The sequence below is a fragment of the Sphingobacterium allocomposti genome (genome assembly GCF_008124885.1).
Classification (GTDB): Bacteria; Bacteroidota; Bacteroidia; order Sphingobacteriales; family Sphingobacteriaceae; genus Sphingobacterium; species Sphingobacterium allocomposti.
In genome coordinates, this window is the sequence record NZ_VNHX01000025.1 from 45,138 (window position 1) to 70,117 (window position 24,980).

General features: G+C 46.0%; 22 protein-coding genes. 13 read left to right on the plus strand and 9 right to left on the minus strand.

Annotation, left to right across the window (positions count from 1 at the left end; genetic code table 11):
* The first annotated feature begins 195 nt into the window (after positions 1 to 195).
* Positions 196 to 1,467, plus strand: coding sequence for a hypothetical protein (locus tag BC792_RS15510; protein WP_211357559.1), 1,272 nt, complete (start codon positions 196 to 198; stop codon positions 1,465 to 1,467).
* 100 nt (positions 1,468 to 1,567) lie between these two features.
* On the opposite strand, the gene BC792_RS15515 is transcribed toward BC792_RS15510, so the two are convergent.
* The 3 genes from BC792_RS15515 to BC792_RS15525 form a co-directional block, all read right to left on the minus strand.
* Positions 1,568 to 2,215: a carbonic anhydrase gene (locus tag BC792_RS15515; RefSeq protein ID WP_148909931.1), complete on the minus strand. Its 648-nt coding sequence runs from the start codon at positions 2,213 to 2,215 to the stop codon at positions 1,568 to 1,570.
* A 72-nt stretch (positions 2,216 to 2,287) separates the two neighbouring features.
* A complete protein-coding gene (locus tag BC792_RS15520; protein WP_148909932.1) occupies positions 2,288 to 3,823 on the minus strand; it encodes a SulP family inorganic anion transporter in 1,536 nt (511 codons plus the stop codon).
* Positions 3,824 to 3,917: 94 nt separating this feature from the next.
* Positions 3,918 to 4,259 (minus strand): hypothetical protein, encoded by a 342-nt coding sequence (locus BC792_RS15525; RefSeq protein ID WP_246155141.1) that lies wholly within the window; start codon positions 4,257 to 4,259, stop codon positions 3,918 to 3,920.
* Between the two features lie 167 nt (positions 4,260 to 4,426).
* Here BC792_RS15525 and BC792_RS15530 point away from each other — a divergent pair, with 167 nt between their 5' ends.
* Positions 4,427 to 5,980 (plus strand): helicase HerA-like domain-containing protein, encoded by a 1,554-nt coding sequence (locus BC792_RS15530; protein ID WP_148909933.1) that lies wholly within the window; start codon positions 4,427 to 4,429, stop codon positions 5,978 to 5,980.
* 60 nt (positions 5,981 to 6,040) lie between these two features.
* Complete coding sequence (locus BC792_RS15535; RefSeq protein ID WP_148909934.1) at positions 6,041 to 6,955, plus strand: nucleotidyltransferase family protein; 915 nt, start codon at positions 6,041 to 6,043, stop codon at positions 6,953 to 6,955.
* A 258-nt stretch (positions 6,956 to 7,213) separates the two neighbouring features.
* On the opposite strand, the gene dnaK is transcribed toward BC792_RS15535, so the two are convergent.
* A complete protein-coding gene (dnaK, locus tag BC792_RS15540; protein ID WP_148909935.1) occupies positions 7,214 to 9,121 on the minus strand; it encodes a molecular chaperone DnaK in 1,908 nt (635 codons plus the stop codon).
* A gap of 277 nt (positions 9,122 to 9,398) precedes the next feature.
* Entirely contained in the window at positions 9,399 to 9,560 is a 162-nt protein-coding gene (locus BC792_RS18405; RefSeq protein WP_170250053.1) for a hypothetical protein, read from the minus strand.
* 8 nt (positions 9,561 to 9,568) lie between these two features.
* Between BC792_RS18405 and BC792_RS15545 the strand changes: the two genes are divergently transcribed.
* The 3 genes from BC792_RS15545 (at position 9,569) to BC792_RS15555 (ending at position 10,906) form a co-directional block, all read left to right on the plus strand.
* Entirely contained in the window at positions 9,569 to 10,120 is a 552-nt protein-coding gene (locus tag BC792_RS15545) for a thioredoxin family protein (RefSeq protein ID WP_148909936.1), read from the plus strand.
* 2 nt (positions 10,121 to 10,122) lie between these two features.
* The gene (locus tag BC792_RS15550) at positions 10,123 to 10,476 is read left to right on the plus strand and encodes an MmcQ/YjbR family DNA-binding protein (protein WP_148909937.1); all 354 of its coding nucleotides are present in this window, start codon (positions 10,123 to 10,125) and stop codon (positions 10,474 to 10,476) included.
* Between the two features lie 235 nt (positions 10,477 to 10,711).
* Complete coding sequence (locus tag BC792_RS15555) at positions 10,712 to 10,906, plus strand: hypothetical protein (protein WP_148909938.1); 195 nt, start codon at positions 10,712 to 10,714, stop codon at positions 10,904 to 10,906.
* Positions 10,907 to 11,171: 265 nt separating this feature from the next.
* On the opposite strand, the gene BC792_RS15560 is transcribed toward BC792_RS15555, so the two are convergent.
* A complete protein-coding gene (locus BC792_RS15560; RefSeq protein ID WP_148909939.1) occupies positions 11,172 to 12,035 on the minus strand; it encodes a GLPGLI family protein in 864 nt (287 codons plus the stop codon).
* Positions 12,028 to 14,703, minus strand: coding sequence for an outer membrane beta-barrel protein (locus BC792_RS15565; RefSeq protein ID WP_148909940.1), 2,676 nt, complete (start codon positions 14,701 to 14,703; stop codon positions 12,028 to 12,030). Before BC792_RS15565 ends, BC792_RS15560 begins: the two co-directional genes overlap by 8 nt.
* 790 nt (positions 14,704 to 15,493) lie before the next feature.
* Here BC792_RS15565 and BC792_RS15570 point away from each other — a divergent pair.
* Positions 15,494 to 15,751, plus strand: a complete 258-nt coding sequence (locus BC792_RS15570; RefSeq protein WP_148909941.1) for a hypothetical protein — start codon at positions 15,494 to 15,496, stop codon at positions 15,749 to 15,751.
* 74 nt (positions 15,752 to 15,825) lie between these two features.
* Here the strand turns inward: BC792_RS15570 and pyk are convergent, their stop codons facing one another.
* Positions 15,826 to 17,256, minus strand: coding sequence for a pyruvate kinase (gene pyk, locus BC792_RS15575; protein WP_148909942.1), 1,431 nt, complete (start codon positions 17,254 to 17,256; stop codon positions 15,826 to 15,828).
* 130 nt (positions 17,257 to 17,386) lie between these two features.
* The gene (locus tag BC792_RS15580; protein ID WP_246155142.1) at positions 17,387 to 17,887 is read right to left on the minus strand and encodes an IPExxxVDY family protein; all 501 of its coding nucleotides are present in this window, start codon (positions 17,885 to 17,887) and stop codon (positions 17,387 to 17,389) included.
* 289 nt (positions 17,888 to 18,176) lie between these two features.
* Here BC792_RS15580 and BC792_RS15585 point away from each other — a divergent pair, with 289 nt between their 5' ends.
* The 6 genes from BC792_RS15585 (at position 18,177) to BC792_RS15610 (ending at position 24,786) form a co-directional block, all read left to right on the plus strand.
* Complete coding sequence (locus BC792_RS15585; RefSeq protein ID WP_037498900.1) at positions 18,177 to 18,416, plus strand: acyl carrier protein; 240 nt, start codon at positions 18,177 to 18,179, stop codon at positions 18,414 to 18,416.
* 22 nt (positions 18,417 to 18,438) lie between these two features.
* Positions 18,439 to 19,692 (plus strand): beta-ketoacyl-ACP synthase II, encoded by a 1,254-nt coding sequence (gene fabF / locus BC792_RS15590; protein WP_148909943.1) that lies wholly within the window; start codon positions 18,439 to 18,441, stop codon positions 19,690 to 19,692.
* Positions 19,693 to 19,767: 75 nt separating this feature from the next.
* Positions 19,768 to 20,520, plus strand: coding sequence for a ribonuclease III (rnc, locus tag BC792_RS15595; RefSeq protein WP_148909944.1), 753 nt, complete (start codon positions 19,768 to 19,770; stop codon positions 20,518 to 20,520).
* 42 nt (positions 20,521 to 20,562) lie between these two features.
* Positions 20,563 to 21,957, plus strand: coding sequence for a histidine--tRNA ligase (hisS, locus tag BC792_RS15600; protein WP_148909945.1), 1,395 nt, complete (start codon positions 20,563 to 20,565; stop codon positions 21,955 to 21,957).
* A gap of 141 nt (positions 21,958 to 22,098) precedes the next feature.
* Entirely contained in the window at positions 22,099 to 23,094 is a 996-nt protein-coding gene (gene pdhA / locus BC792_RS15605; RefSeq protein ID WP_148909946.1) for a pyruvate dehydrogenase (acetyl-transferring) E1 component subunit alpha, read from the plus strand.
* Positions 23,095 to 23,139: 45 nt separating this feature from the next.
* Entirely contained in the window at positions 23,140 to 24,786 is a 1,647-nt protein-coding gene (locus tag BC792_RS15610) for a pyruvate dehydrogenase complex dihydrolipoamide acetyltransferase (RefSeq protein ID WP_148909947.1), read from the plus strand.
* The last annotated feature ends 194 nt before the right edge of the window (positions 24,787 to 24,980 follow it).

The following is a 24,980-nucleotide window of genomic DNA, read 5'->3' on the forward strand; positions in this document are numbered from 1 at the left end:
GGCCGTTCCAAGCGAATTTGACAAAAAAATATCCAATAGTTGCACAAGCGGCGTTTCCTTCCCCAGACTTATCCCAATAGGGCTGCACGAAGGACGTCTTAGCTGATATGGCATTGAGTTGCTAAGCTTATAAAGAATCATCGAACTCACGTTTTAAATGCGTATTTTAGACGAATGGGAAGATTGTTGACAGTTATGAAGCACAACCTCTATATTTTATTTCTCCTGCTTGTGGCCGCGAATACGAGTGTGGCTCAAAAGAAGAAAAATCTGCAGGTACTGGTGTACGGGTCGGGGATACTGGCCTTTTCAGCGGCCGTCCAGAGCGCACAATCGAGCGTGCCAACGGTATGGGTGGTCGATTCAGAAGCATTGGTTCCCCAGTTCTCCGAGCGGGCTGTCGAAGTGGAGAACGCTGATGGGACAGACGGAGGCATTTGGTTGGATTTGTTGATGGATATGGCACTTTCGAAGACGCGCAGTGATTCGTTGGCAGATGTGGTCAAACATGATATGAGTCCGCGGCTGTTCCAGAACGCCATGGAGCGGATAATCAATAAGCAGCAGTACCTACAGATCATTCGCGGCAGAAGTATCGAAAACTTGAAAAAGGGGAAGAAGAACTGGCAAGTGACGCTTAACGATAAGCAGAAGCTGGATGTCATGTGTCTGGTAGACGCCTCGGACGATCAGCCCTTATGGGCCCTGTCCGGTTTGACGGGAGAGCTGCAGGCCACCGCGCCATTGTCTGCCAAAGACCTGTCACTGGTGCAACAGCGGACATTGGTTGCATCAGGTGGTGCAGACAGTATCTATGCTGTTCAGCTGAAGCACCTGCTCGCCGGTCAAATGGAAAACCTTTTTACGTTGCGTGGTGTGCAGGGCATATTCGGTGACAGGCTGGAGGATGCGCCCCTCCGGTCGTCTGTAGGGCAGGCACTTGGCGCCTGTGCAGCTTATCTGGCGTTCTTTAAGCAAACAGCCGATAAGATTGATGTCCGCAAAGTGCAGATGGAATTGTTGACATACGGAGCACGTATTTTGCCCTATCAGGACGTTAAAATAGAAGATAATAATTTTTTAGCTGTTCAGAAAACAGGACTGGCCGGAATTTTACAAGGAGAGAATAATGGATCCCAATATCGTTTAGGGAAAGATGCCAAGGTGCGCTTCGATGAGATTGAACCCATTTTTGACCAGCTGTATTCCCGGAGCCAATTGTGGTTTTTAGACAATAAAGGAGAGTTCCTTCGGTGGAAAGATTTCCTTTCCCTGATTAAATTCGTAGGTCTACGCGGAGACGAAGTGGAACGGCAGATGGAAAAAGATTGGAGTACCAAGCTTAAGTTTGATGGCGCTTACGATCCGGAAGGGCTGGTCCAGCGTTATGAGTTTATGGTTGTTTTGGACCGCTATGCTACACCGTTTGTTAAAGCGGTCAACCAGCAAGGACAGTTTGTACAGTAGTGTGTAACAGAGAATTAATAGTTTATAATGTTCATAAGGCTAATAAAGTCACCATATGGACCTTATTAACCTTATGAACGAACCCTATAAAGCAAGTTGCTTATTGGAATGCAAATACTTTTCCTAAAGCCTCGTTGCTGGTAAAAGTATTGTCTAAGTTAATCAACTCGCCTGTTCCGATATTGATCACCATGCCGTGTACAGCTAGGTCCTGTCCGTTTTTCCATGCATTTTGGACGATCGATGTGGTGCATAGGTTGAAGACCTGTTCCTTCACGTTCAACTCCACCAATCTGTCGGTTTTCTTCTCCGTGTCTTCTATAGCATCGATTTCTTCGGCATGTAAACGGTAGACGTCTTTAATGTGACACAACCAGTTGTCGATAATACCAAATTGTTTACGGCTCAAAGACGCAGCCACCCCGCCGCAACCATAATGGCCTGCCACGATGATGTGTTTCACTTTAAGCACATTTACAGCGTAGTCTAGCACAGACAGCATACTCATGTCGGAATGGACGCACATGTTTGCAATATTCCGATGGACGAACACTTCGCCTGGCTTGGTTCCTGTGATTTCGTTTGCCGGAACCCGGCTGTCTGCACAGCCGATCCATAGAATCTCGGGATTCTGTCCCTTAGCTAGTTGTTCAAAGCGTCCAGTTGTGTCGTCCTTTACGAAGGACATCCAACCTTTGTTACCGTCTAAAATTTTCTGAAACCCTAATTCTAATTCTTTATTTCCCATGTTTATTTTGTTTGTGTTGCGATCAGCTTAAACCTGACCAAATTAGGTTATTTTTAATAATTTTTGAAATGGTTATTTTTTATATGTGATTGCTTCGAGCTGGATGTCGATACCTTTGCTGACTGCGTTCATTTCGAAATCTTTCAGCACTTCTATAACATCTTTATCGATAAACTTGCTTTGTTTTCCGTCGATGCGTATTGCTTCGACATTTTTAGGCAAGCTATAAAGCTTTTGCTGAATCGGCACCTTATTCAGAAAGGAAACCTCCTCCGCCAATGTCATAATAACCGTTTTTTCTCCATTTTGTTCGCGTATTTCCATCTTAAATGCGTTCTGCATATTGGCGCGGATAATGTAAAAAATGGCCACTAGGATTCCTATTCCCACACCCATCAGCAGGTCGGTGAATACGACGGCAGTGATGGTGACAAAGAAGGGGATAAACTGATCCAGGCCTTTGCGATACATGGCTTTAAACAGTGAAGGCTTGGCGAGTTTATAACCTGTATGCAATAGGATTGCAGCTAAGCTGGCAAGCGGGATCAGGTTGATGATACTTGGTATGGCTAAAAGAGCCACGAGCAGCCACAAACCATGAAGCATCGCCGACTGCCTTGTTCTGCCCCCCGCCTGAACGTTTGCCGATGAGCGTACAATGACGGACGTCATCGGAAGCCCTCCCAAAAAGCCGCTTGTTACATTGCCGACACCCTGCGCGATCAATTCGCGGTTCGTCGGCGTATTTCTTTTGAACGGATCAAGCTTGTCAATAGCTTCGATGCTCAACAGGGTTTCAAGACTGGCGATGATGGCAATAGTGATAGCCGTAATCCAGACATCCTTGTTGAGGATCTGCGAGAAATCCGGAAAAGCAAAAAGCTGTGTAAACTCCTGGAATGAGTCGACAATCGGGATAACGACAAAATGTGACGATGTAAGCCCCATTCCCGATCCCTGTAGTGCGTAGGCTATAGCAATTCCCAGAATAACAACCATGAGTGGCGCTGGAACCTTATTGGCTCCTTTTATTTTGGGCCAGTAGATCAGCAAAGCGAGCGATACCAGACAGATAATTGTCGCTCCCCAGTTAATTCCGTTCAGGATCGTGTCTTTAAAAGACGAAATTCCTCCACCGTTATCTATTTCGAAAGCATGCGCCTCTGTCATTCCAAAGGCCAGGGGTATCTGTTTCAGAATGATCGTTATCCCGATAGCAGCCAACATTCCGAGAATAACCGCAGAAGGGAAATAGTTACCAATCATGCCTGCTTTAATAATCCCAAGAATCAGCTGAACAATACCGGCAATGACAACGGCAAGTAGGAAGGTTTCGTAGGCACCGAGCTTTTCGATGGCGCCCAGCACAATTACGGTCAATCCGGCGGCGGGACCGCTCACACTCAACGGAGATTTACTGATCGACGCTACCACGATACCGCCAACCACACCGGTAACAATCCCTGCAAGCAATGGCGCACCTGAGGCCATTGCAATACCCAAACATAGTGGTAGTGCAACTAAAAAGACTACAACACTAGCTGGGAAATCATATTTTAAGTCCCTTTTCGAAAGTTTAAGAAAAGCGGACGTACGAGTTCCTAACATAAAAAATTATAACTAAATGTTCCGTTTGTTTATTCCAATAAAGTCCATGAAATTCCTAGCATGCTGTCTTCCGAACAGCGACGAAGGAGAACGATTAACAGTTAGGAGGGGGGGTAGGGACAGATGGATGGTAGGCTTGAATAAGCCGTTCGTTCTTGAGATAGTGCGCTTGTTTACCAAGATTTTCCACTACAGGGCAGAATGAAAGGTAGTCCGAGCTGGTCGTGCTGAAAAACTTAGAGCCGGCCTCATGTAGATCTTCCGCCGGACTATTTCCTTTTGCGGTGTTTTCTATTTCGACCTGAAGTACCACCTGAAGTACGGTTCCTTTGTCCAGGACATCCACAAACATAGGCGTAGCCGAAATCAACATCTTTACGACGAAGATCGCAAAACATAATTTGGCTGCCGCTATTTGTGTTATCTTGTTTAGCACCTTTTTTAATTTTAGTACAAGGTAAAAATACAATTTTTCTTTCTAATAATAGAATGTTTGACATGGACAAATGTTATTTTTTTATTAAAAACCCATATCTTTCTATATATAATTGAAATTGTTACATTTCTATGTCATATTTGTTTTAAAATATTAACTTGCCGGATATGGATTCAAAAAAACAGGAGTTTATCCAGAAAATCACAACGTCTTATAGTCCTAAGGGCGCCTTTATTCAGCTGGGAGCAGGGATATTGGATGGCGAGGTCGTAACGGAGGCCAAAGTAAATTTAGCGTTGAAGATGATGAACAGGCACGGGCTGATTGCCGGCGCGACAGGTACGGGCAAAACCAGAACCTTGCAGCTTATCGCTGAACAGCTATCGGACGCCGGTGTCCCCGTATTTATGCTTGATGTCAAAGGAGATCTGTCGGGACTGGCGGAGGCAGGAAAAACAAACGATGCCCTAATCGAAAGAGGTAATCTGGTTGGGATGCCCTTTCAGGCAGCTTCATTTCCGTTGGAGATTTTTTCCCTGAGCGGTACCCTTGGCGCTCCGATGCGGATTACAGTGGAGGATTTTGGCCCGATCTTGTTGGCCCGGATTCTGGACCTGAACGATACGCAGACTGGCGTGTTGGCGGCCCTATTTAAATATGCACAGGATAAGCAAATGCCGCTGGTCGACCTCAATGACCTCAAAAGACTGCTTTCGTACCTCACAGAAGGGCCAGGTGCCGAGGAAATTAAGGACGACTATGGAAAAATAAGTACGGCGACGTCGGGAACAATCTTACGGAAGGTAGTTGCCGTAGAGCAGCAGGGGATAGCACATATTTTTGGCGAAAAGGAATTCGATATTCAGGATCTGTTTAACAAAGTAGACGGCAGGGGTGTGATTACCTTGCTGAATATTTCGGATATACAGGATAAGCCGCTCGTATTCTCGACGTTCCTTTTAAGCCTGTTGGCGCAGTTGTTTAAGAATCTGCCAGAGGTGGGAGATCTCGACAAGCCGAAGCTGGTATTCTTTTTTGACGAAGCTCACCTCCTGTTTAACGGCGCGAGCAAGGCCTTTCTTTCCCAGATAGAGCAGATTGTCCGCCTTATCCGGTCGAAAGGGGTCGGCGTTTTCTTTTGTACGCAGGCCGCCACGGATATTCCGGAGTCGGTATTGGGTCAGCTCGGCAACCGTATCCAGCATGCCTTACGCGCCTTTACGCCTAACGACGCGGAAAATTTGCGCAAAACGGTCCGAACATACCCCCATTCGCCGTTTTATGAGATAGACAAAGCGCTGACCTCGCTGGGGACCGGGCAGGCCATGATCACGGTATTAAACGACAAAGGTATCCCGACGGAGGTTGTTGCAACACACCTTGTCCCTGCGCGGGCCGTTATGGGGCCGTGTACGCCACAGCTTTATACCCAGATTGTGGGAGAGTCGACGTTTTTTAATAAATATCAGGAGCGCGTGGACAGACGTAGTGCTGCGGAAATCGTAGATGAGAAAATGCGTACGTTCGAAGCGGAAAAGGCGCGGGAGGAAGCACAGAAATCAGCCGAAAAAGCGAATGGAAGTACCCGACGTAGAAGTACCCGGCAGACACCGTTGGAAGCAGCGAAAACGCAGGCTTCCAGAACGTTAGCGAGAGAGGGGGCAAAGCTGTTGGGTAAAATAGCGAATGGCATATTGCAGGCTATCTTTAAAAAGAAATAGAATAATATTTCTATCTTTGGGCGACTTGTATTTTGTAACCGTTACTAATTAAAACAGATAATGAGTAAACCAACATTGATAATTCTCGCCGCAGGAATGGCCAGCCGTTACGGATCATTAAAGCAGATCGATGCATTTGGCCCCCATGGCGAAACGATTATAGATTATTCTATTTATGATGCAATCCGCGCAGGTTTTGGTAAAGTGGTGTTTATTATACGCGAAGAATTTTTAGACAAGATCAAAGCCGTGTTCGATGAGAAATTACAGGGTAAAATAGAAGTAGACTATGCTTTTCAGAGCTATGATCTAAATCGATTCGGTATAGATAAGGTCATTGAGCGGGCCAAACCCTGGGGAACGGCACATGCGGTGATGAGCGCGAAAGATAAGGTCGACGGCCCTTTTTGTGTTATTAATGCAGACGACTTTTACGGAACGGATTCTTTCCAAAAGATGGCTCAATTTCTGACGACGGATGTCACCGACGATACGATGGCCTTGATGGGATTTCAGGTTGGCAATACCATGTCGGATTACGGGTATGTGTCACGTGGAATCTGCGAAGTAGATCAGGATGGACATTTGGTATCGGTCACAGAACGGACAAATATCTATTATGTGTCTGACGGACAGGAAAGCAAAAAAATTGTCTACGAGGAAGGAGGACAACAATACGACCTTGATCCAGCTACCCGCGTGTCCATGAATTTCTGGGGTTTTACACCACGGATTTTCGAAGTAGCAGAAGGGATGTTCAGAAATTTTGTTGACGAAAACGGCGATAATCCTAAATCGGAGTTCTTTATCCCTTCAGTGCCGGATCATATGGTAAAGAACGGTATGGCTGATTTCCGCGTTATCCCGACATCGTCGAAATGGTTTGGCGTGACATATAAAGAGGATAAGCCCATCGTGCAGGAGTCTATTTCAAAACTGATAGCCGACGGCGTTTATCCTGAAAAGTTGTTTTAACCGGTTCCGCTACGACGTCGCGGATTATATATAACCCGACCTCGATTGCTATCCATTGTTACTGGTGATGGGTGTCGGGAGTTAGGGTTAGGGGTTAGATTGTGATTCGTTTTTCGTAATTAGGAGTTAGGGGGGAGCTTTACGAATCAGCAGCTTAACGACTTTACGTCTATAGCTTTAACCCAAAGCAGCGCCCCTAGGTAAAAAACACAAAAGCCGGCAAAAGCCGGCTTTTGTTATGGATACAGATGTGTTATTTTACTTTACTTCTTCGAATTCCACATCCTGAACGTCATCTCCTCCTTGTTTGTTATTCTGCCCTTGAGCTGCGTCTCCTTGGGGTTGTTGAGCTCCTCCTTGCTGCGACGCAGCATACATTTCCTCCGATGCTGCATTCCATGCGTTTTGCAATTCAGCAGATGCCGCGTCGATGTCGGCAAAGTTACGGGCAGCGTGCGCTGCTTTTAGTTTTTCTAAGCCAGCCTCTATAGGAGCTTTCTTATCGGCGGAGATCTTGTCGCCGTACTCTTTCAACTGCTTTTCGGTAGAGAAGATTAAAGCATCCGCAGCGTTGATTTTGTCTGCTTCTTCTTTAACTTTCTTATCTGCTTCTGCGTTAGCTTCTGCTTCCTGTTTCATTTTTTGGATTTCCTCTTCTGATAAGCCCGATGAAGCCTCGATACGGATATTTTGTTCTTTACCTGTCGCTTTATCTTTCGCAGAAACCTTGATGATACCATTGGCGTCGATGTCAAATGTTACTTCGATCTGAGGTACGCCCCGTGGAGCAGCCGGAATACCGTCTAAGTGGAAACGGCCGATTGTACGGTTCTGTGATGCCATTGGGCGCTCTCCCTGCAGGATATGGATTTCCACAGACGGCTGGTTATCAGAAGCGGTTGAAAATACTTCCGACTTCTTTGTCGGGATAGTGGTATTCGCCTCGATAAGTTTCGTCATCACACCACCCATGGTCTCGATACCCAAAGAAAGCGGTGTAACATCAAGTAAAAGGACATCCTTTACCTCGCCGGTTAAGACTCCGCCCTGGATAGCCGCACCTAACGCGACGACCTCATCAGGGTTTACCCCTTTGGAAGGCTCTTTACCGAAGAAGTTCTTTACGGCTTCAACGATGGCCGGTATACGGGTTGAACCGCCCACTAAGATTATCTCATCGATATCCGAAGTAGAATAGCCGGCGTTTTTCAAGGCCGATTTACAAGGTTCAATCGTACGTTGTATCAAATCAGCAGCCAGCGATTCGAACTTTGCACGTGACAATGAGCGGACTAAGTGTTTAGGTCCTGTTGCATCAGCCGTAATATAAGGCAGGTTGATTTCCGTAGATGTCGTGCTGGACAGTTCGATCTTTGCTTTTTCTGCGGCCTCTTTCAGACGCTGTAATGCCATAGCATCTTTTTTCAGGTCGAACCCGCCATTTTCTGCAGCAAATTCCTGTGCCAACCAGTCAATGATCACGTTATCAAAGTCGTCACCGCCCAAGTGCGTATCGCCATCAGTAGACTTCACTTCAAATACTCCGTCGCCCAATTCTAAGACAGAAACGTCGTGCGTACCACCTCCACAGTCGAACACCACAATTTTCATGTCCTTGTGAGCTTTGTCCAGACCGTATGCCAACGCTGCCGCAGTAGGCTCGTTGATAATACGTTTAACATTCAAACCGGCAATTTCACCGGCCTCTTTTGTTGCCTGGCGCTGCGCGTCATTGAAGTATGCAGGAACTGTAATCACGGCCTCCGTCACTTCCTGACCCAAAAAGTCTTCTGCCGTCTTCTTCATTTTTTGAAGAATCATTGCTGATATCTCCTGGGGTGTATATTTGCGGTCGTCGATTTCGACACGGGGTGTGTTATTATCTCCTTTGATGACTTTATAAGGAACTTGTTGTGCTTCTTTCACAGACTCGTCGTACGATAAGCCCATAAAACGTTTGATCGAATAAACGGTCTTATGCGGGTTCGTAATCGCTTGACGCTTAGCCGGGTCGCCCACTTTACGCTCACCGCCATCTACAAAAGCTACAATGGAAGGCGTTGTGCGTTTCCCTTCATTGTTTGCAATCACTACGGGCTCGTTACCTTCCATCACAGCAACACATGAGTTCGTAGTACCTAAGTCGATTCCTATAATTTTTGACATATCTTGTGTTTTAATATTTACGCATTACTTGTTTGTTACTTGTTCTTAACAACAGCTGTGCCAACGTTAAAATCGTCATAAAAACGTAATTTATGTCTTTTTTACAAAGATATCCTCTGCCAAACTGTCATTTTTCCCGCGACTAGCGGGCGGTTGTCAGTAGTCGCGGATATGAGAAAGTCGAGTGGCTAACGAGTGAATAGGGAACAGCGCGGTTAGATGCACGACTTTCTTGCTCATCGAACTTTAACTAGCCATCTCGCTTATCAGTGGCAGTTTACAGCATGGGCAACGCGAAGCGGAGATGCGTAACTGCCCATTCCCGATCTACCAGAAGCATCCCTTTTTGGGACGCTGTCGCTGTCCAATACCACTGGTTACCCCCACTGTACCCCTTTGGGTATATGGAATAATTTGCTAAATTCGTCTTACGTAACATAACACGATATGACCTTTCAGGAATATTTAGATTATTTTGAACAGATTTTGGAATCTCCCGAAGATTTCGACCCCTACGGGGACCCCGAATATTTAAATTACACCAAGCTTAACTGGTCAAGGATGAACCGCTGGCTTAAGCGCTTCGAACCAAATGATGCCATTAAAACCGCCGTCGCCGCAATTACCGAATCGCAGCATTGGATCGTTATTACCGAGCCATGGTGCGGAGACGCAGCCCATTCGGTCGCGCAACTTTATCAGATCGTTAAAAACAACCCCAATATAGATTTTGAAATTCAGCTGAGGGACGCTGAACCTTTTCTGATCGAAGATTACTTGACTAATGGGGGGAAATCGATACCAAAGCTTGTCATCCGCAATGACGTCGGGCACGATAAGTTTATTTGGGGACCCCGCCCAAAACCCCTGCAAGAGCTATTTGTCAGTATGAAAGAAAAGGGTGCTTCTTTTGACGATATTAAGGAAGCTATGCAGAAATGGTATAACGAAGACAAAGGTGAAGTTTTACAGCAAGAACTTCTGTCTGCATTGAGCTAGCCATGAATATCGAAGATATACGCGAGTATTGCTTATCGAAGAAGGGTACGACTGAGGAATTGCCGTTTGGACCCGATACGTTGGTTTTTAAGGTCGGTGGGAAAGTTTATCTCTTAGTAGGGCTGAATCAAATCGACGAGCTGTCGTTTAATGTAAAATGCGATCCCGACGCCGCATTGGAACTTAGAGCCGATTTTCCCGGCACGGTAACCCCCGGCTATCATATGAATAAGAAACATTGGAATACGGTCTATTGTAATAGAGAGCTGTCCGATCAGCGTCTGCAGGAGCTTATTGATCATAGCTACGCGCTGGTCTTCGCATCGTTGCCGAAGAAAGTGGCGGCTTCCATCTAGAAGTGAGATTTGAGTATTGAGAAGTTAGAAGTGAGAAATTAGAAGTCAGAAGCTAGAATAGTTAGAGCGTCTTACGACTTTACAAATCCACGACTTTACGGCTTATAGCCATCTGCCATCCGCCATCTGCCATGCACTATTAGCCTTTCACCTCACGACTTCACAAATCCACGGCTTTACGGCTTATAGCCATCTGCCATCAGCCATCAGCCATCCGCTATTAGCCTTTCACCTCATGACTTCACAAATCAACAACTTTACGGCTTATAGCCATCTGCCATCAGCCATCAGCCATCCGCTATTAGCCTTTCACCTCATGACTTCACAAATCAACAACTTTACGGCTTTTAGCTTATCGCCATCTGCCATCAGCCATCAGCCATCAGCTTCCCTCAACGACTTTACAAATCCACGACTTCACGGCTTATAGCCATCCGCCAATAGCCATCTGCCATGCACTATTAGCCTTTCACCTCACGGCTTCACAAATCAACGACTTTACGGCTTATAGCCATTAGCCATCTGGCATCTGCCATCAGCCATCAGCTTCCCTCAACGACTTTACAAATCCACGACTTCACGGCTTATAGCTTATCGCCATCTGCCATCTGCCATCAGCTTCCCTCAACGACTTTACAAATCCACGACTTCACGGCTTATAGCCATCCGCCAATAGCCAATAGCCATCTGCTTAATCAGTAAATCAGATTTTCCAGCAGGTTCCGCCGCATCTGTCGGGCATTACCGCCGCCGCCACCAAACATCCGGTTGTTCCCCAGCGAGTTAAAAAAGTCCTGTGTTGAGATCGCTTTGCTTTTTTTATCCCGCCACGTTGAAGGAACGTTGTCCGTGACAAAATCAACTTTTCTTGCCCAATAGTTAATATGCATTTCAGGGATTGCCAGTCCCAGAATCATCCCCGGCAGCCCATGAACCAAGGCTGGCCCGCCCGAGACAGGGATCTGGTCGGTGTAAAAGGCAACAATATACAATGAGTCAGGCGTAGCGCCATTGACGCGCCGGCACTCATAGCCGGCGATGTCTCTATACTCGTCCGTAAAGCGCCAAGTGATCTGTTGAAGCGAGTCTCTAAGAAGATATTTTTCGTCGAGTTCCAGCTCGAGTTCGGTTTCCCCCTTTTTCAGGTTCTGATAGTATGTTTTGTTCTGGTTGCGCCCCACGCCGCGGCGGACAGTGTTGCCCATATTTCTGCTGTTTGGACGGCCGCCTCGGCCAGGGGACATCCCGATACGGGAAGATCCCGTAGTTTCCTCATTTTCTAAGGCGGTCATAAGCGTTTCATCCTCATCAAAATGGAGGCTGAACATCGAAGATGTCTTTTCCGGAGCTTCATCGATATTGCCGCCAAAGCGCATCATCATGCCTCGGTTTTGGTTGGCCGAACGGTTGCTCATTTCTCGCAACCGGGCGCGGACATATACTTCTTTCTCAAATGTTATTCTACCTTTCAGGGGGAAGTAGGCGTGCTGTGCATGTAGGAGGCCGCTCCAAAGCGACAATGCGCCTAAACCTATTATTATATACAGTAACCTAATCATTTTTCTTACCTAAATTTTTATTGAAATCCCATTTTAACCCCACCATGAAATATTGGGTCAACATATCCTGCTGCGTCTGCGAGAAGCTGCTGTTCCCCATGGAACGGTTCGTGTTGTTGAAGCTATTGAAAACATCGAATGCCTTAATGCTTAATAAGAGCGACTCATTTTTCAGCAGCTTCCGCGCGAGCTCGAGATTCATATAGAACTGTTGTATAGGCTCCGGAAATACTTTAGTTTTGCCGGTATAGCTATAAAATATCACTTGTGTGAGGCTAAACTTATACGGCAGCGTATACTTCAGGTCCGCATTTGTAGACGACCGGAAAGCCGTGTTGTTGAACTGTGTCTGAATGGAATTCTCCTCGTTATTTAAGCCGATGCTGAGGTTGATATTAAAGTCCACGTTTTTAGAGGTCTGTTTGTTGGCATTTACACCGATATTGGCATTGGTGGTATTGCTTCTGTTTAGCTCTCCATTAATATATTCGTAATTGTTGTCAAAGTATACCGTCGAAAACGGGCCAAACTGCACCAGGCCGTTCCATATAGGCTTGCCGTAGTTAACGTTGACACGTCCATTCCAGTTGACATGATCGCCGATGTTGACAAAGGTGGCGGTCGTTCTACCCGCTTCGTCCACAATAGATTTGTTTACGATGGCGTTGTTCGTAAAGCTCGTGGAGGCGTTGATATTCAGCGAAGAGGCCTTAAGCAGGCTGAACTTGCTGAAATTTATATTCAGGTTATTATTCACTTCCCTTTTCAGATCAGGATTACCCAGCTGCCGGTATAGCTCGTTCGTCGGTGGCTGCAACGGCTGCAGTTGGGAAAAACTCGGAACATTCGTGCTGTTTTGGTATCCGAAGTTCAGATTTTTGCTGTTGCTGATCCGGTAAGACACGTTGGCGTTGAAGTTATTCTGCCAGAATTCGCGCGATAAATCGATATTTCTATAGGAATCCGTCAGTCCTTGATATCTGTAAGTTATCCTGTTGGAGAGGTTGATGTTCACTTTCTCAGAATTGAAGTTCAGGTTTATATCCGCTCCGTTATTGCGGGAAATGTCTTCCTGGTTCTTTGAGTATAGGGTGTCCAGCACATTTTGTCCGTCCTGTCCATTGTCATAGGCGTTGATAAGTCCCGAGCTGTTATTTACATTAAACAGGTAGCCGACGGTTAAGTACAGCTGCTGCGTGATAGGCTCGCGGAAGTTGACGGAACCGCCGATCCGGTTGTTTTTGTTCTCCGTGAGGCGTGTTTGATCGATTATTTTTGTCCGTTCGAACGTTCCTGTGCTATCGTACAGGTGAGTAATCTCGTCTATCAGGTTGACGGACTCAGAATCGCCAAAATGGGTGTTAACGTGCAGGTTTAAGCTCGTTCCGCGTTTATTGAGCCGGCGTCGATAGTCCATCCGGAGGTCGAGGTTTTCGTTTGTTGTCCTGCTGCTGTTGTTCTGCTCGAACTCGTTGGCTTTAATATTTTCGTTCCGGGTTGTACTGCTCGATGCGGTATTGGAAGACTCCCGTTGTCCTTTGCTTCCGTTTAGCTGTATATTTAGGTTACTCAGCGAGTCAGGACGAAACCTCATCTGCGAGCGGATCACATGATTCTTATTATCCGATTCCGACCGGGACTGTTGGGACGTTTCCTGTGTTTGAAGGTCGCCCAGAACCCGTTTGCTGAAGTTTTCCGATTCATTCTGCTGTCCTTGGTTGTTGAAATTGTAGCTCGATGTCAGGTGGAGTTTCCGTTGCAAAAAGTTGTTTTCATAGTTCACGCCGGCGCTTTTGTAGCTCGGGTTGCCGATAATCTGGTTGTTCATTCTGACACGGCCCGCATCGCCCGAGTTACTCATATTGTTCCAGTTGCCCGTGACACCGATGCGCTCAGCGCGGTTGAATTTTGCTGTAAACAGATTCGCATCAAAAAGATCATGGGTACCCATGCTGGCATTCGCGTTTCCAAAGATCCCTTTTCGGGCTTCCTCTTTTAGAACGACGTTTACCGTCTGTAAGCGTACGCCGTCGTCTACGCCTGTCAGTTCAGCCTCCTCAGACTTCCGTTCATATACCTGGACCTTGTCGACAGCATCAGCACGGACATTGCGGATGGCAATTTTCGGGTCGTAGCCAAAAAACTCCTCGCCGTCTATCAGTACCTTAGATACCGTTTTCCCCTGCGCGGTTATTTCGCCGCTGGCTGAAACGGTTAGTCCCGGTAAGCGGCGAAGCAGATCTTCCAGCTTGGCATTTTTTTCGGTCTCGAAACTTCCGGCATCATACTCGATGGTATCGCCTTTCAGCTTGATCGGAATCTTCTGGTTGATCACCACTTCTTCTAACAGATTTGACCGCGAATGGATTTTTATGGAATCCAATCGTATATTCTTGTCGGCAAGTGTAATTTCCTGACTATATATCTCGAATTTAGGATAAGTGGTCAGCAATAGGTATTGCCCCTTCTCCACTTTGTTTAATGCGAAGTGCCCCTTTTCGTCGGCCCGCGTGAAATAGCGCATAATTGAATCTGCATCGAGCAAAACGATAGATGCATTTTCGAGCGCCCTATTGTCCGCAGCATCGACAACCGTTCCCTCAACCGTGGTCTGTGCATAAACGTAGTGCGTGATGAAAAACAAAAAAAACAGTAGACTCTTTTTCATCTATATAGGTATCCATGAGTGTTAAATGACCAATGTGTCAATGGCTCCGTTACACCCGGTTTGTCTCTAAAAGGCAATGAATGCTGCATAATCGTTGATGTCTGTTGGTTATTAGCTGTATAATACAAGACAAAAAATCTGTCACCATGATGACAAGGCAATGAACCGGCCTGCTGCCGCTACAACGCGGGCTATTCATTTGTGCCCATCTTCAAACGCATTCATGAGCTCATCTTGTTCAGCTGCCGCGTCGTACCTCCTCGCAATGGCGCATTTTTTATTTGTCCTGTGCTATGAATTTAAGTTGTGTATTGATAAGTTGCATTTTCAATCCGGTTTTAGTTGTCAAACGGCTCTAACCAAAGTTGACACCCAAAGAAAAGAAGAAATAGGGTAAATTAGTGTTAAATAGACATGTGTAATAGCTTTGATACAAAGAGTTGGACGGTTGACAGAATACTTGCCGGCCTGACTGTCCATACCTGCGACGTGTTTTCGTTTTGTGTGTCAGATTAAGTAGTAAAAAAGGCCGCACGTGTAGAATGGAGCTGCCGTGCTTGCGCTGAAGCCTAGCTTCAAAGGTTGCTGCCGGCCCGCGGCGGATTATACGTAACACGTATGAAATAGAAGTGATATGGACGCCAAGGGTGTCTCCCTAGAGTTCATGAGCTAGTGCGGATTCCGGGTACAGGATGTAATCCGTTCGTAACGAATATTTTGCTAATGCAGAAGTATGGATCTGCAGCATTTTACGTAAGTTTGGGTCGTAAACCGTTAAAAATTAAGAGATATGTTTCTTCTGCGGACTTTTGTGAAGACTATTAGACTTGTTGTCGCCGCCGCCCTCATATGGGCAATAGGGGCTTTTGCCAAGGATGAACTGGTGGGGGAGGACGGCCTTTCCTGGTGGTCGGAGGTAGAATGTTTAGCTTCCGGCAAAAACGATAAACAGTGGTTGGAGGTGCATGCTGACCTTAAGCTGTTTGCTGCAGATTCTGTGCTGGTGTCGTTGAAGGTGTTGTTCAATGGGGCATCTTCGAGGAGTTAAGCTTTACATTCGCTCTTTATAAAAAAAGCAACCTCCTATAAAGAGGTTGCTTTTTTTATCGCCTGAAGACCAGGTTATTTGACTTCAGATACACGGATAGTGTTGGTTCTTCCCTTTTCGTGCAGTGGCGTAGAAGAGGTGTTGATAACGATTTGTCCGGTAGCTACCAGGTCGTGTTCTTTAAGCAGCCTGTTGACATCCTGAATCGTTCCATCCGTACTTTCGAATTTCTCATAAATAAATACGCGTACACCCCATACCAAGCTCAACAAGTTCAATAATTTCTTGTTGCCTGTGAAAACATAAATATCGGCATCAGGGCGGTAGCTTGAGATTTCGAACGCGGTATAGCCCGACGAGGTCATTACGGCGATGGCCGAAGCCTGGGTATGCTCTGCAAGATAGATCGACGAGCCACAGATAGCGTCAGGGATAATTGTAGGTGCCTGTTGTACGCTTTCTTTACGGCTGTAATAAGGGTATGATGTGTGCTCCACATGCGTAATAATCTTGGCCATGGTCTCGATGACAATCTCGGGAAACTCGCCTACAGAGGTTTCTCCGCTTAACATCACCGCATCAGCTCCATCCAGTACGGAGTTTGCTACGTCGTTCACCTCCGCACGCGTAGGACGTGGCGTTGTGATCATACTTTCCAGCATCTGGGTTGCAATGATGACAGGTTTAGACAGGTTACGGCATTTCTGCACGATCATTTTCTGTAATCCCGGAACTTCTTCCATCGGCATTTCGACGCCGAGGTCGCCGCGGGCCACCATGACGGCATCTGTCGCCTCGATAATAGCATCGATATTGTCAATAGCCTCCGGCTTTTCGATCTTTGCTACGACCAACGCATGGCTTCCTTTAGCTTTAATGATCTCCTTACACTGCACAATATCCTCTGCCGAGCGTACGAAAGACATCGCTATCCAATCTGCGCCGTTGTCTAACGCGAAGTTTAAGTTGTCCAGGTCCTCTTCTGTCAGGGAAGGTATAGATACCTTTGTATTCGGAAGGTTAACCCCTTTGCGCGACGTTAGAACGCCACCATGGATCACTTCGCACTTTACCGTGTCTTTGTGATTTGTGCTTAAAACGCGGAGCTGCAGCTTTCCGTCGTCGAGCAAGATAATCTCTCCCTCTTTGACATCATTAGGAAAGTTTTCGTATGTGATATATATACGGTTTTCATCACCGATGAGTTCTTCTGTTGTGATTTCCACTGCAGAGCCGTTAATTAATACGGCGCCGCCTTCCTTCATCTTTCCGATGCGGATTTTAGGACCTTGGAGATCCGCTAAGATGCCGACATTAAAAGGGTGCTCATTATTAATTTCCCGGATGGTTTTGATCGTTTTTAAATGATCCTCCTGGCTTCCGTGTGAAAAGTTCAGGCGGCAAACATCCACACCTTTGGCAATCATATTGGTCAATATACTTTTGTCCGACGATGCTGGACCAAGTGTGGCTACGATTTTTGTCCTTTTTTGAATCTTGTTCATTTACAGTATTTTATTTGTGTATGCTTGTTTATATTCTTTGCTTAGAAAAAACATGATATGCAAAAATAGCAATCTGTTTTTAAGTTAGGTTTACTAATGTGTAAAATTTACACTTTGCTAAGTCAAAACACTAAAATATAAGATTTTCTTTGGATTTCAATGAAGTAGGGTCTAATTCTTTTGCCAATATCACTTCGGAGATGCTCTTTACACCGTCTAATAAGGCGCGTAAATCCTCCTGATCAATATAATGTTTGATGAGAAGGAAGTAGTCGAAGTTTGGCAGTTCGGGGATCAATATAGCCCCTTCGAGGCTGCGGTTGTTGATGAGGTAGAACTCCGACTCGAAGTTGGCCTCGCAATACCGGTAGGTAATAAAGTGGTGCTTCAGCAGTTTCTTTTGGCGGTTCCGCTCGAAGACAATGTGATAATCCATTTCGTCCTTATCCTTCTCCTTCACGTAACCTTTATGGTCAATATAGTCTTCCTTACCGCGTACGAAAGCCAAACCTGTGTGCTTATATATAAAATGACAAAGACGATAATCACGGAGTGGTGAGCTGATACCGACCAATACGAAGTCCAACTCCAGGTCGACATCCATATCCAAGGTTAAATGTTTCTTTATCACGCTCACAGTTTTGGAAATTAACCCCGAAGTTAGTAAAAAGTTGGAGAAAATTGAGGAGGTTGATAAGGTTAATAGAGTTGAGGAGGTTGGGTAAAGTTGGGACACGATTGGGTTTGGTAGATAAAAAAAATTTTTTTAATATTGAATGTAGGCCTGATGACGATGGGTTTTAAAACAAATACAAGGTGAAAACGTTCTTATTTCAAATCTTCCAATCAAAAAAGGTTTGATAATTGGGGAAATTTATTTTTCTTTGCACAGATTTATTAAACAATTAAATTATAAAATCATGTCAGATATCGCATCAAGAGTAAAAGCAATTATCGTTGAGAAGTTAGGTGTAGATGAAAACGAAGTAACACCAGAGGCTTCATTCACGAATGATTTAGGTGCAGACTCACTTGACACAGTTGAGTTGATCATGGAATTCGAAAAAGAATTTAACGTAGCTATTCCAGACGATCAAGCTGAAAACATCAGTACAGTAGGTCAGGCTATCTCTTACTTGGAAAAGAACGTTAATAACTAATTTATTAGGCCAAACATATTTAATGGAGCTTAAAAGAGTAGTTGTAACAGGGTTAGGCGCTCTTACACCACTAGGCAACACGGTCGCAGCATACTGGGACGGGTTGATTAATGGTGTAAGTGGCGCTGCTCCTATTACGCATTTCGATGCATCAAAATTTAAGACCCAATTCGCTTGTGAAGTGAAGGGATTTGATCCGCACGAATTTATGGATCGCAAGGAGGCTCGCAAAGTCGATCCTTTTGTACAGTATGCTATTGCTTCTACTGACGAAGCAGTGAAGGATGCTGGTTTAGAATTTGATAAGCTGGATACCAACCGGATCGGCGTGATCTGGGGCTCAGGTATCGGTGGTTTAAAAACCTTTTTTGAAGAGGTGGCCAGTTTCGCTAAGGGCGACGGAACACCTCGGTTCAATCCATTTTTCATTCCGAAGATGTTGGTTGATATTGCGCCGGGGCATATTTCTATGCGTTACGGGTTGAGAGGGCCTAACTTCTCTGCAGTATCAGCTTGTGCTTCATCGACTAACGCGATGATCGATGCGTTTAACTATATCCGTATGGGTATGGCTGACGTGATTATTACCGGAGGTTCGGAAGCAACAATTAATGAAGCGGGGATAGGTGGGTTTAATGCTATGCATGCATTATCTACCCGCAACGATGATCCTAAAACCGCTTCCCGCCCGTTTGATAAAGACCGTGACGGTTTCGTCTCGGGAGAAGGATCGGGTGCAATTATATTGGAAAGTCTGGAACATGCGTTGGCGCGTGGCGCTAAGATCTATGCGGAAGTAGCAGGAGGCGGCATGAGTGCCGACGCACATCATATTACAGCGTCGCATCCAGAAGGTCTGGGTGCAAAATTGGCTATGAGCAAAGCCATCGCTGATGCGAAGTTCAGTTATGCTGATGTCGATTATATAAACGTGCATGGAACATCTACCCCTGTCGGTGACATCAGTGAAACGAAGGCTATTATCGATCTTTTTGGCGACCATGCCTACAAGCTGAACATTAGTTCGACCAAATCTATGACGGGGCACCTACTGGGAGCTGCAGGTGCAATCGAAGCTATTGCTTCCATTCTGTCTGTGAAAAACGATATAGTACCTCCGACGATTAATCACTTTACGGACGATCCGGAAATTGATAATAACCTGAACTTTACCTTTAACGCTGCGCAGAAACGCGTCGTAAATGCAGCGCTAAGCAACACATTTGGCTTTGGTGGCCACAATGCTTCAATTATTGTGAAGAAGTATCACTCTTAATGCATAAAGAGGATCAGTAGATAAAAAAATAGGTAGTTTCGATGAGAAACTGCCTATTCCTTATTATAGAGTAGAATGCCTTTGTCAAGGATATATTATTTATACTTTTCTCCACACAGAGCTTACGTTCGTAAACTAAAGAATGTTCTTGGGTTTGTCCCGGGAAATATTAAGCTGTATCAGATGGCCTTTCGGCATAAGTCGGTGGCCACAACCATAAAAGATGGCGTGAAGAACAGTAACGAACGCCTTGAGTTTCTGGGAGACGCGGTGTTGGGGTCGGTAATCGCAGAATTGCTGTTTAAGTTATATCCGTACAAAGACGAAGGATTCCTTACCGAGCTGCGCTCAAAGATCGTAAGCCGTGCAAACCTAAACCAGCTGTCCCGGAAGTTGGGGTTTAACGAATTCATGGAATACGATGCACGGATGATCAGTTATCCCAACAAGCAGAGTTCGCTTCTTGGCGACGCCTTCGAAGCGGTTATCGGCGCGGTGTATATGGATAAAGGATACCGCTTTACAAAGGAGTTCTTGCTGACGCGCATAATCAAACCTCACGTCGACATTCACACGCTTGAAATCACCGAAACGAATTTTAAAAGCCGTTTGATCGAATGGTGTCAGCATCTCGGTAAGGAGGTGCAGTTTGTTCAGGTAGAAAATCCTCCGGGAGAGTCCGGCAAGCTGTTTAGCGTCGAAGTTATCGTCGACGGAGAAGTATGCGGCCTCGGGCGGGATTTTAATAAGAAAAGTGCCGAAAAACTCGCCGCAGAAAAAGCCTGTGAATATTTAAAGATATTTGAGGCGGAAGAGTTTTCCCGATAATCTGGTCTTTCGCTTTTCGCTTAGTTATATTACCTTTGCCGTATGGCAAATATTAAACCTTCTCTTGCGAAAGGAACGCGCGATTTCACTCCTTCCGAGATGGAAAAGCGAAACTACATATTCAACGTACTCCGTGCTATTTTCAAAAAATTTGGATACAGCGAGATTCAGACACCTTCGTTTGAAAACCTCTCAACATTGACAGGAAAGTATGGAGAAGAAGGCGATAAACTAATTTTCAAGATACTCAACTCGGGCGACTACCTAAGCAAAGTTCCCGACGGCGCGTTGGCCGACAAAGCATCGAACAAGCTGATTCCCTACATTTCCGAAAAAGCGCTGCGGTACGATCTGACCGTTCCGTTTGCCCGGTTTGTCGTGATGCATCAACATGAGATCACCCTGCCGTTTAAGCGATTTCAGATTCAGCCGGTGTGGCGCGCCGACCGCCCTCAGCGGGGACGGTACCGTGAATTTTATCAGTGCGACGTAGATGTCGTGGGCTCATCTTCTTTGCTTAATGAAGCTGAATTTATTCTGGTTTATCAGGAGGCTTTAGAAGTCTTAGGGCTCACGGATTTCACCATCAAAGTGAATAACAGAAAGGTGTTGACCGGCATTGCCGAAGTCATCGGCAAGCCGGAGCTTATTGTAGATATGACGGTGGCGATCGATAAGCTGGATAAGATTGGGTTGGAGGGTGTGAACAGCGAACTGCTGGAACGCGGGTTTACCCCCGAAGACCTGGCTGTGTTGAAACCTATTATTCTGCTGGAAGGGACAAATCAGGATAAGCTGGCATCGCTCAGGGAAGTTCTGGCGTCGTCAGCCACCGGAATGACGGGCATTGCCGAATTAGAAGAGGTTTTCGCCTATCTGACCAGGTTCGGTAAAGCTGAGCTTCTGGAAAAAGTCGTCGAAGTAGACATCACGTTGGCGCGTGGGCTCAACTACTATACCGGCTGCATCTTTGAGGTAAAGACAAATCAGGTAGCTATGGGGAGTATCGGCGGCGGCGGCAGGTACGACGACCTGACCGGTATGTTCGGGCTGAAAGACCTGACCGGCGTAGGTATATCGTTCGGTGCAGACCGTATCTACGACGTTCTGGAAGAGTTGAACCTGTTTCCGGCATCGTCCGCAGCGTCGACCGAGGTGCTTATTGTCAACTTTGAGAAAGAAGCCGAATCCTACACGCTGCCACTGCTGGCGCGACTACGGGAAGCCGGTGTAGCAGCAGAGCTATACCCAGCGGCCAACAAGCTGAAAAAGCAGATGAGCTATGCGGACGATAAGAAAATTCCCTATGTATTGTTGGTAGGCGAGGAAGAAATACAGTCAGGACTATTGTCCTTAAAAAACATGGCGACAGGAGAACAACAGAAAGCTTCCGTCGAACAGTTGATAGTTTTGTTAAAAAACGGGACGGCCATATAGGCCGTTTGCTTTTTTAACGGGTTGGAGAATAAAATACTTTTGTGACAAAAAAGCGCCATTTCCATCGGAAATTTTATCCGAAATATCGTTATAAATGATTAGATTTGTGGTCGGATTAGTTAAGAAATTCAATACTTTAAAATGAGTTCAACACCTATAACAAAAGAAACATATTTAGAGTGGTATAGATCTATGCTGCTTATGCGTAAATTCGAGGAGAAGGCTGGACAATTATACGGACAGCAAAAGATCCGTGGATTCTGTCACTTGTACATCGGTCAGGAGGCCGTAGTGGCGGGAACAATGTCTGTCATCAAACCAGAGGACTCTTTGATTACGGCTTATCGTGATCATGCGCATGCTTTGGCTAAAGGCGTTTCAGCTGATGCTTGTATGGCGGAGCTTTTCGGTAAAGCGACAGGTTGTTCAAAAGGTAAGGGCGGTTCTATGCACTTCTTCTCTAAAGAGCACAAGTTTATGGGTGGACACGGTATTGTTGGAGGACAGATCCCATTAGGTGCCGGTATTGCTTTTGCAGAAAAATATTTGGGTACCGACAATGTTAACATCTGCTACATGGGAGATGGAGCTGTCCGTCAAGGGGCATTCAACGAAACCTTGAACATGGCCATGCTCTGGAAGTTGCCAGTGATCTTTGTCTGTGAAAATAACGGTTACGCGATGGGTACATCGGTATCCCGCACAACCAACATGATGGACATCTACAAGATGGGACATGGTTTTGATATGCCTAGTGCTCCGGTGGATGGAATGGATGTGGTTGCTGTTCACAACGCAATGGATGAGGCTGTTCAACGTGCGCGCGCAGGCGAAGGGCCAACATTTTTGGAGATCCGTACATATCGTTATAAAGGACACTCGATGTCAGACCCGGCTAAATACCGTACAAAAGAGGAACTGGAAGAATATAAAGGCCGCGACCCATTGTTGTCTACAAAAGCGGCTATCTTGGAAAACAAATATGCTGACGACGCATGGTTCGCTGAGGTAGATGCGGAAATTAAAAAGATTGTCGAAGACTCTGTTAAATTTGCAGAAGAGTCGCCGTATCCAGACCCTTCTGAAATTTATAAAGATGTGTATGTCCAGGAGGATTATCCTTTTATCATGGACTAATAGCAAAGGAATTACTTTAACTTAAAGATATAATCTACTATACAAATGGCTGAAGTAGTAAGAATGCCCAAAATGAGCGACACCATGACCGAAGGTGTTATCGCTAAATGGCACAAAAAAGTCGGTGACAAGGTAAACTCCGGGGACTTGATCGCGGAAGTTGAAACAGATAAAGCAACAATGGACTTTGAATCATACCAAGAAGGGACATTGTTGTATATAGGCCCGAAGGAGGGCGAGTCTGTCGCTATAGACGCTGTTATAGCTGTGCTAGGCGAAGAAGGAGAGGACTATAAAGCACTCCTTGAAGGCGGAGACACGAGCGAGCCTGCAAAGAGCGAAGAAAAAGAGGCGGAAAAACCGGCTACGGAGGAATCATCCGACGCTACCCCGTCAGTATCGGCGGAAGAGCTGGGATGTACCGTTATTACGATGCCTTTGTTGAGCGACACCATGACAGAAGGTGTCATCGCTCAGTGGAACTTCAAAGTCGGTGATGCAATTAAGTCTGACGACGCAATTGCTGACGTAGAAACAGATAAAGCAACGATGGAAGTTACAGCATATGCTGAAGGAACATTGTTGTATATCGGTGTGGAAGCAGGACAGGCTGCCAAAGTAAATGATATCATCGCGATTGTTGGCCCTGCCGGCACGGACGTGACACCATTGTTGAACCAGAAATCTTCTTCTGGTGGCGCGAAATCTGAGGCGAAAGCAGCGTCCAAGAGCGAGCAACCTGAAACCAAAGCGGAAACAGAAACAGCATCTTCTTCGGTAAAAGAAGATGACTCCCGCGTAAAAGCTTCACCGCTGGCGCGCAAAATAGCGAAGGAGAAAGGTATCAACCTAAGTGATGTAAAAGGATCTGCCGAAGGTGGTCGCATCGTGAAAAAAGATATCGAAAACTTCGTGCCTGCGGCAAAAGCAGCATCGCCACAGGCCGCTACGCCTGCTGCAGCTGCAGCTCCAGAGACAAAATCTATTACGTTGCCTCAATATGTAGGCGAAGAGAAATATGCCGAGCAGAACGTTTCGCAAATGCGTAAGACAATCGCCCGCCGCTTATCGGAGTCGTTGTTTACTGCTCCACATTTCTATCTAACCATCTCGGTGGATATGGATAATGCCATTGCAGCCCGCGGACAGATCAACGACGTTGCGCCGGTTAAGGTATCTTTTAACGATATCGTTATTAAAGCTGTGGCCATCGCGTTGAAGCAGCATCCAGCCGTAAATTCTTCCTGGAGAGGTGATAAGATCCGCTTCAACGAGCACGTTAACATCGGTGTCGCCATGGCGGTAGAAGATGGCTTGTTGGTGCCTGTGGTCCGTTTTGCTGACGGCAAGTCGCTATCGCATATTTCGGCCGAGGTGAAAGAATATGGTCAAAGAGCTAAAGCGAAAAAATTACAGCCGGCAGACTGGGAAGGCTCTACATTCACTGTTTCAAATCTGGGAATGTTTGGCATCGACGAGTTTACGTCTATCATCAACTCTCCGGATGGTGCAATCCTATCGGTAGGAGCCATTCAACAGGTACCTGTGGTTAAGAACGGTGCTATTGTTCCGGGCAATATCATGAAGTTGACATTAGGATGTGATCACCGCGTGGTCGACGGAGCAACAGGTGCTGCTTTCCTTCAGACGCTGAAAGGCTTATTGGAAGCACCGATCCGCCTGTTAGCCTAATAAAGTAGATAGTTTTCTGATGCCTGTTTAGATTTTTGGGAATTTTTATAGGCAACTCGATACCGTAATTCCCCTTAGCGAGCGCTAAGGGGATTTTTTGTAAAGTTGTTGATTTGTGAAGTCGTGAAGCGAGGGGCTAATAGCGGATGGCAGATGGCTATCGGCAAATGGCCATAAGCCGTAAAATAGTGGAT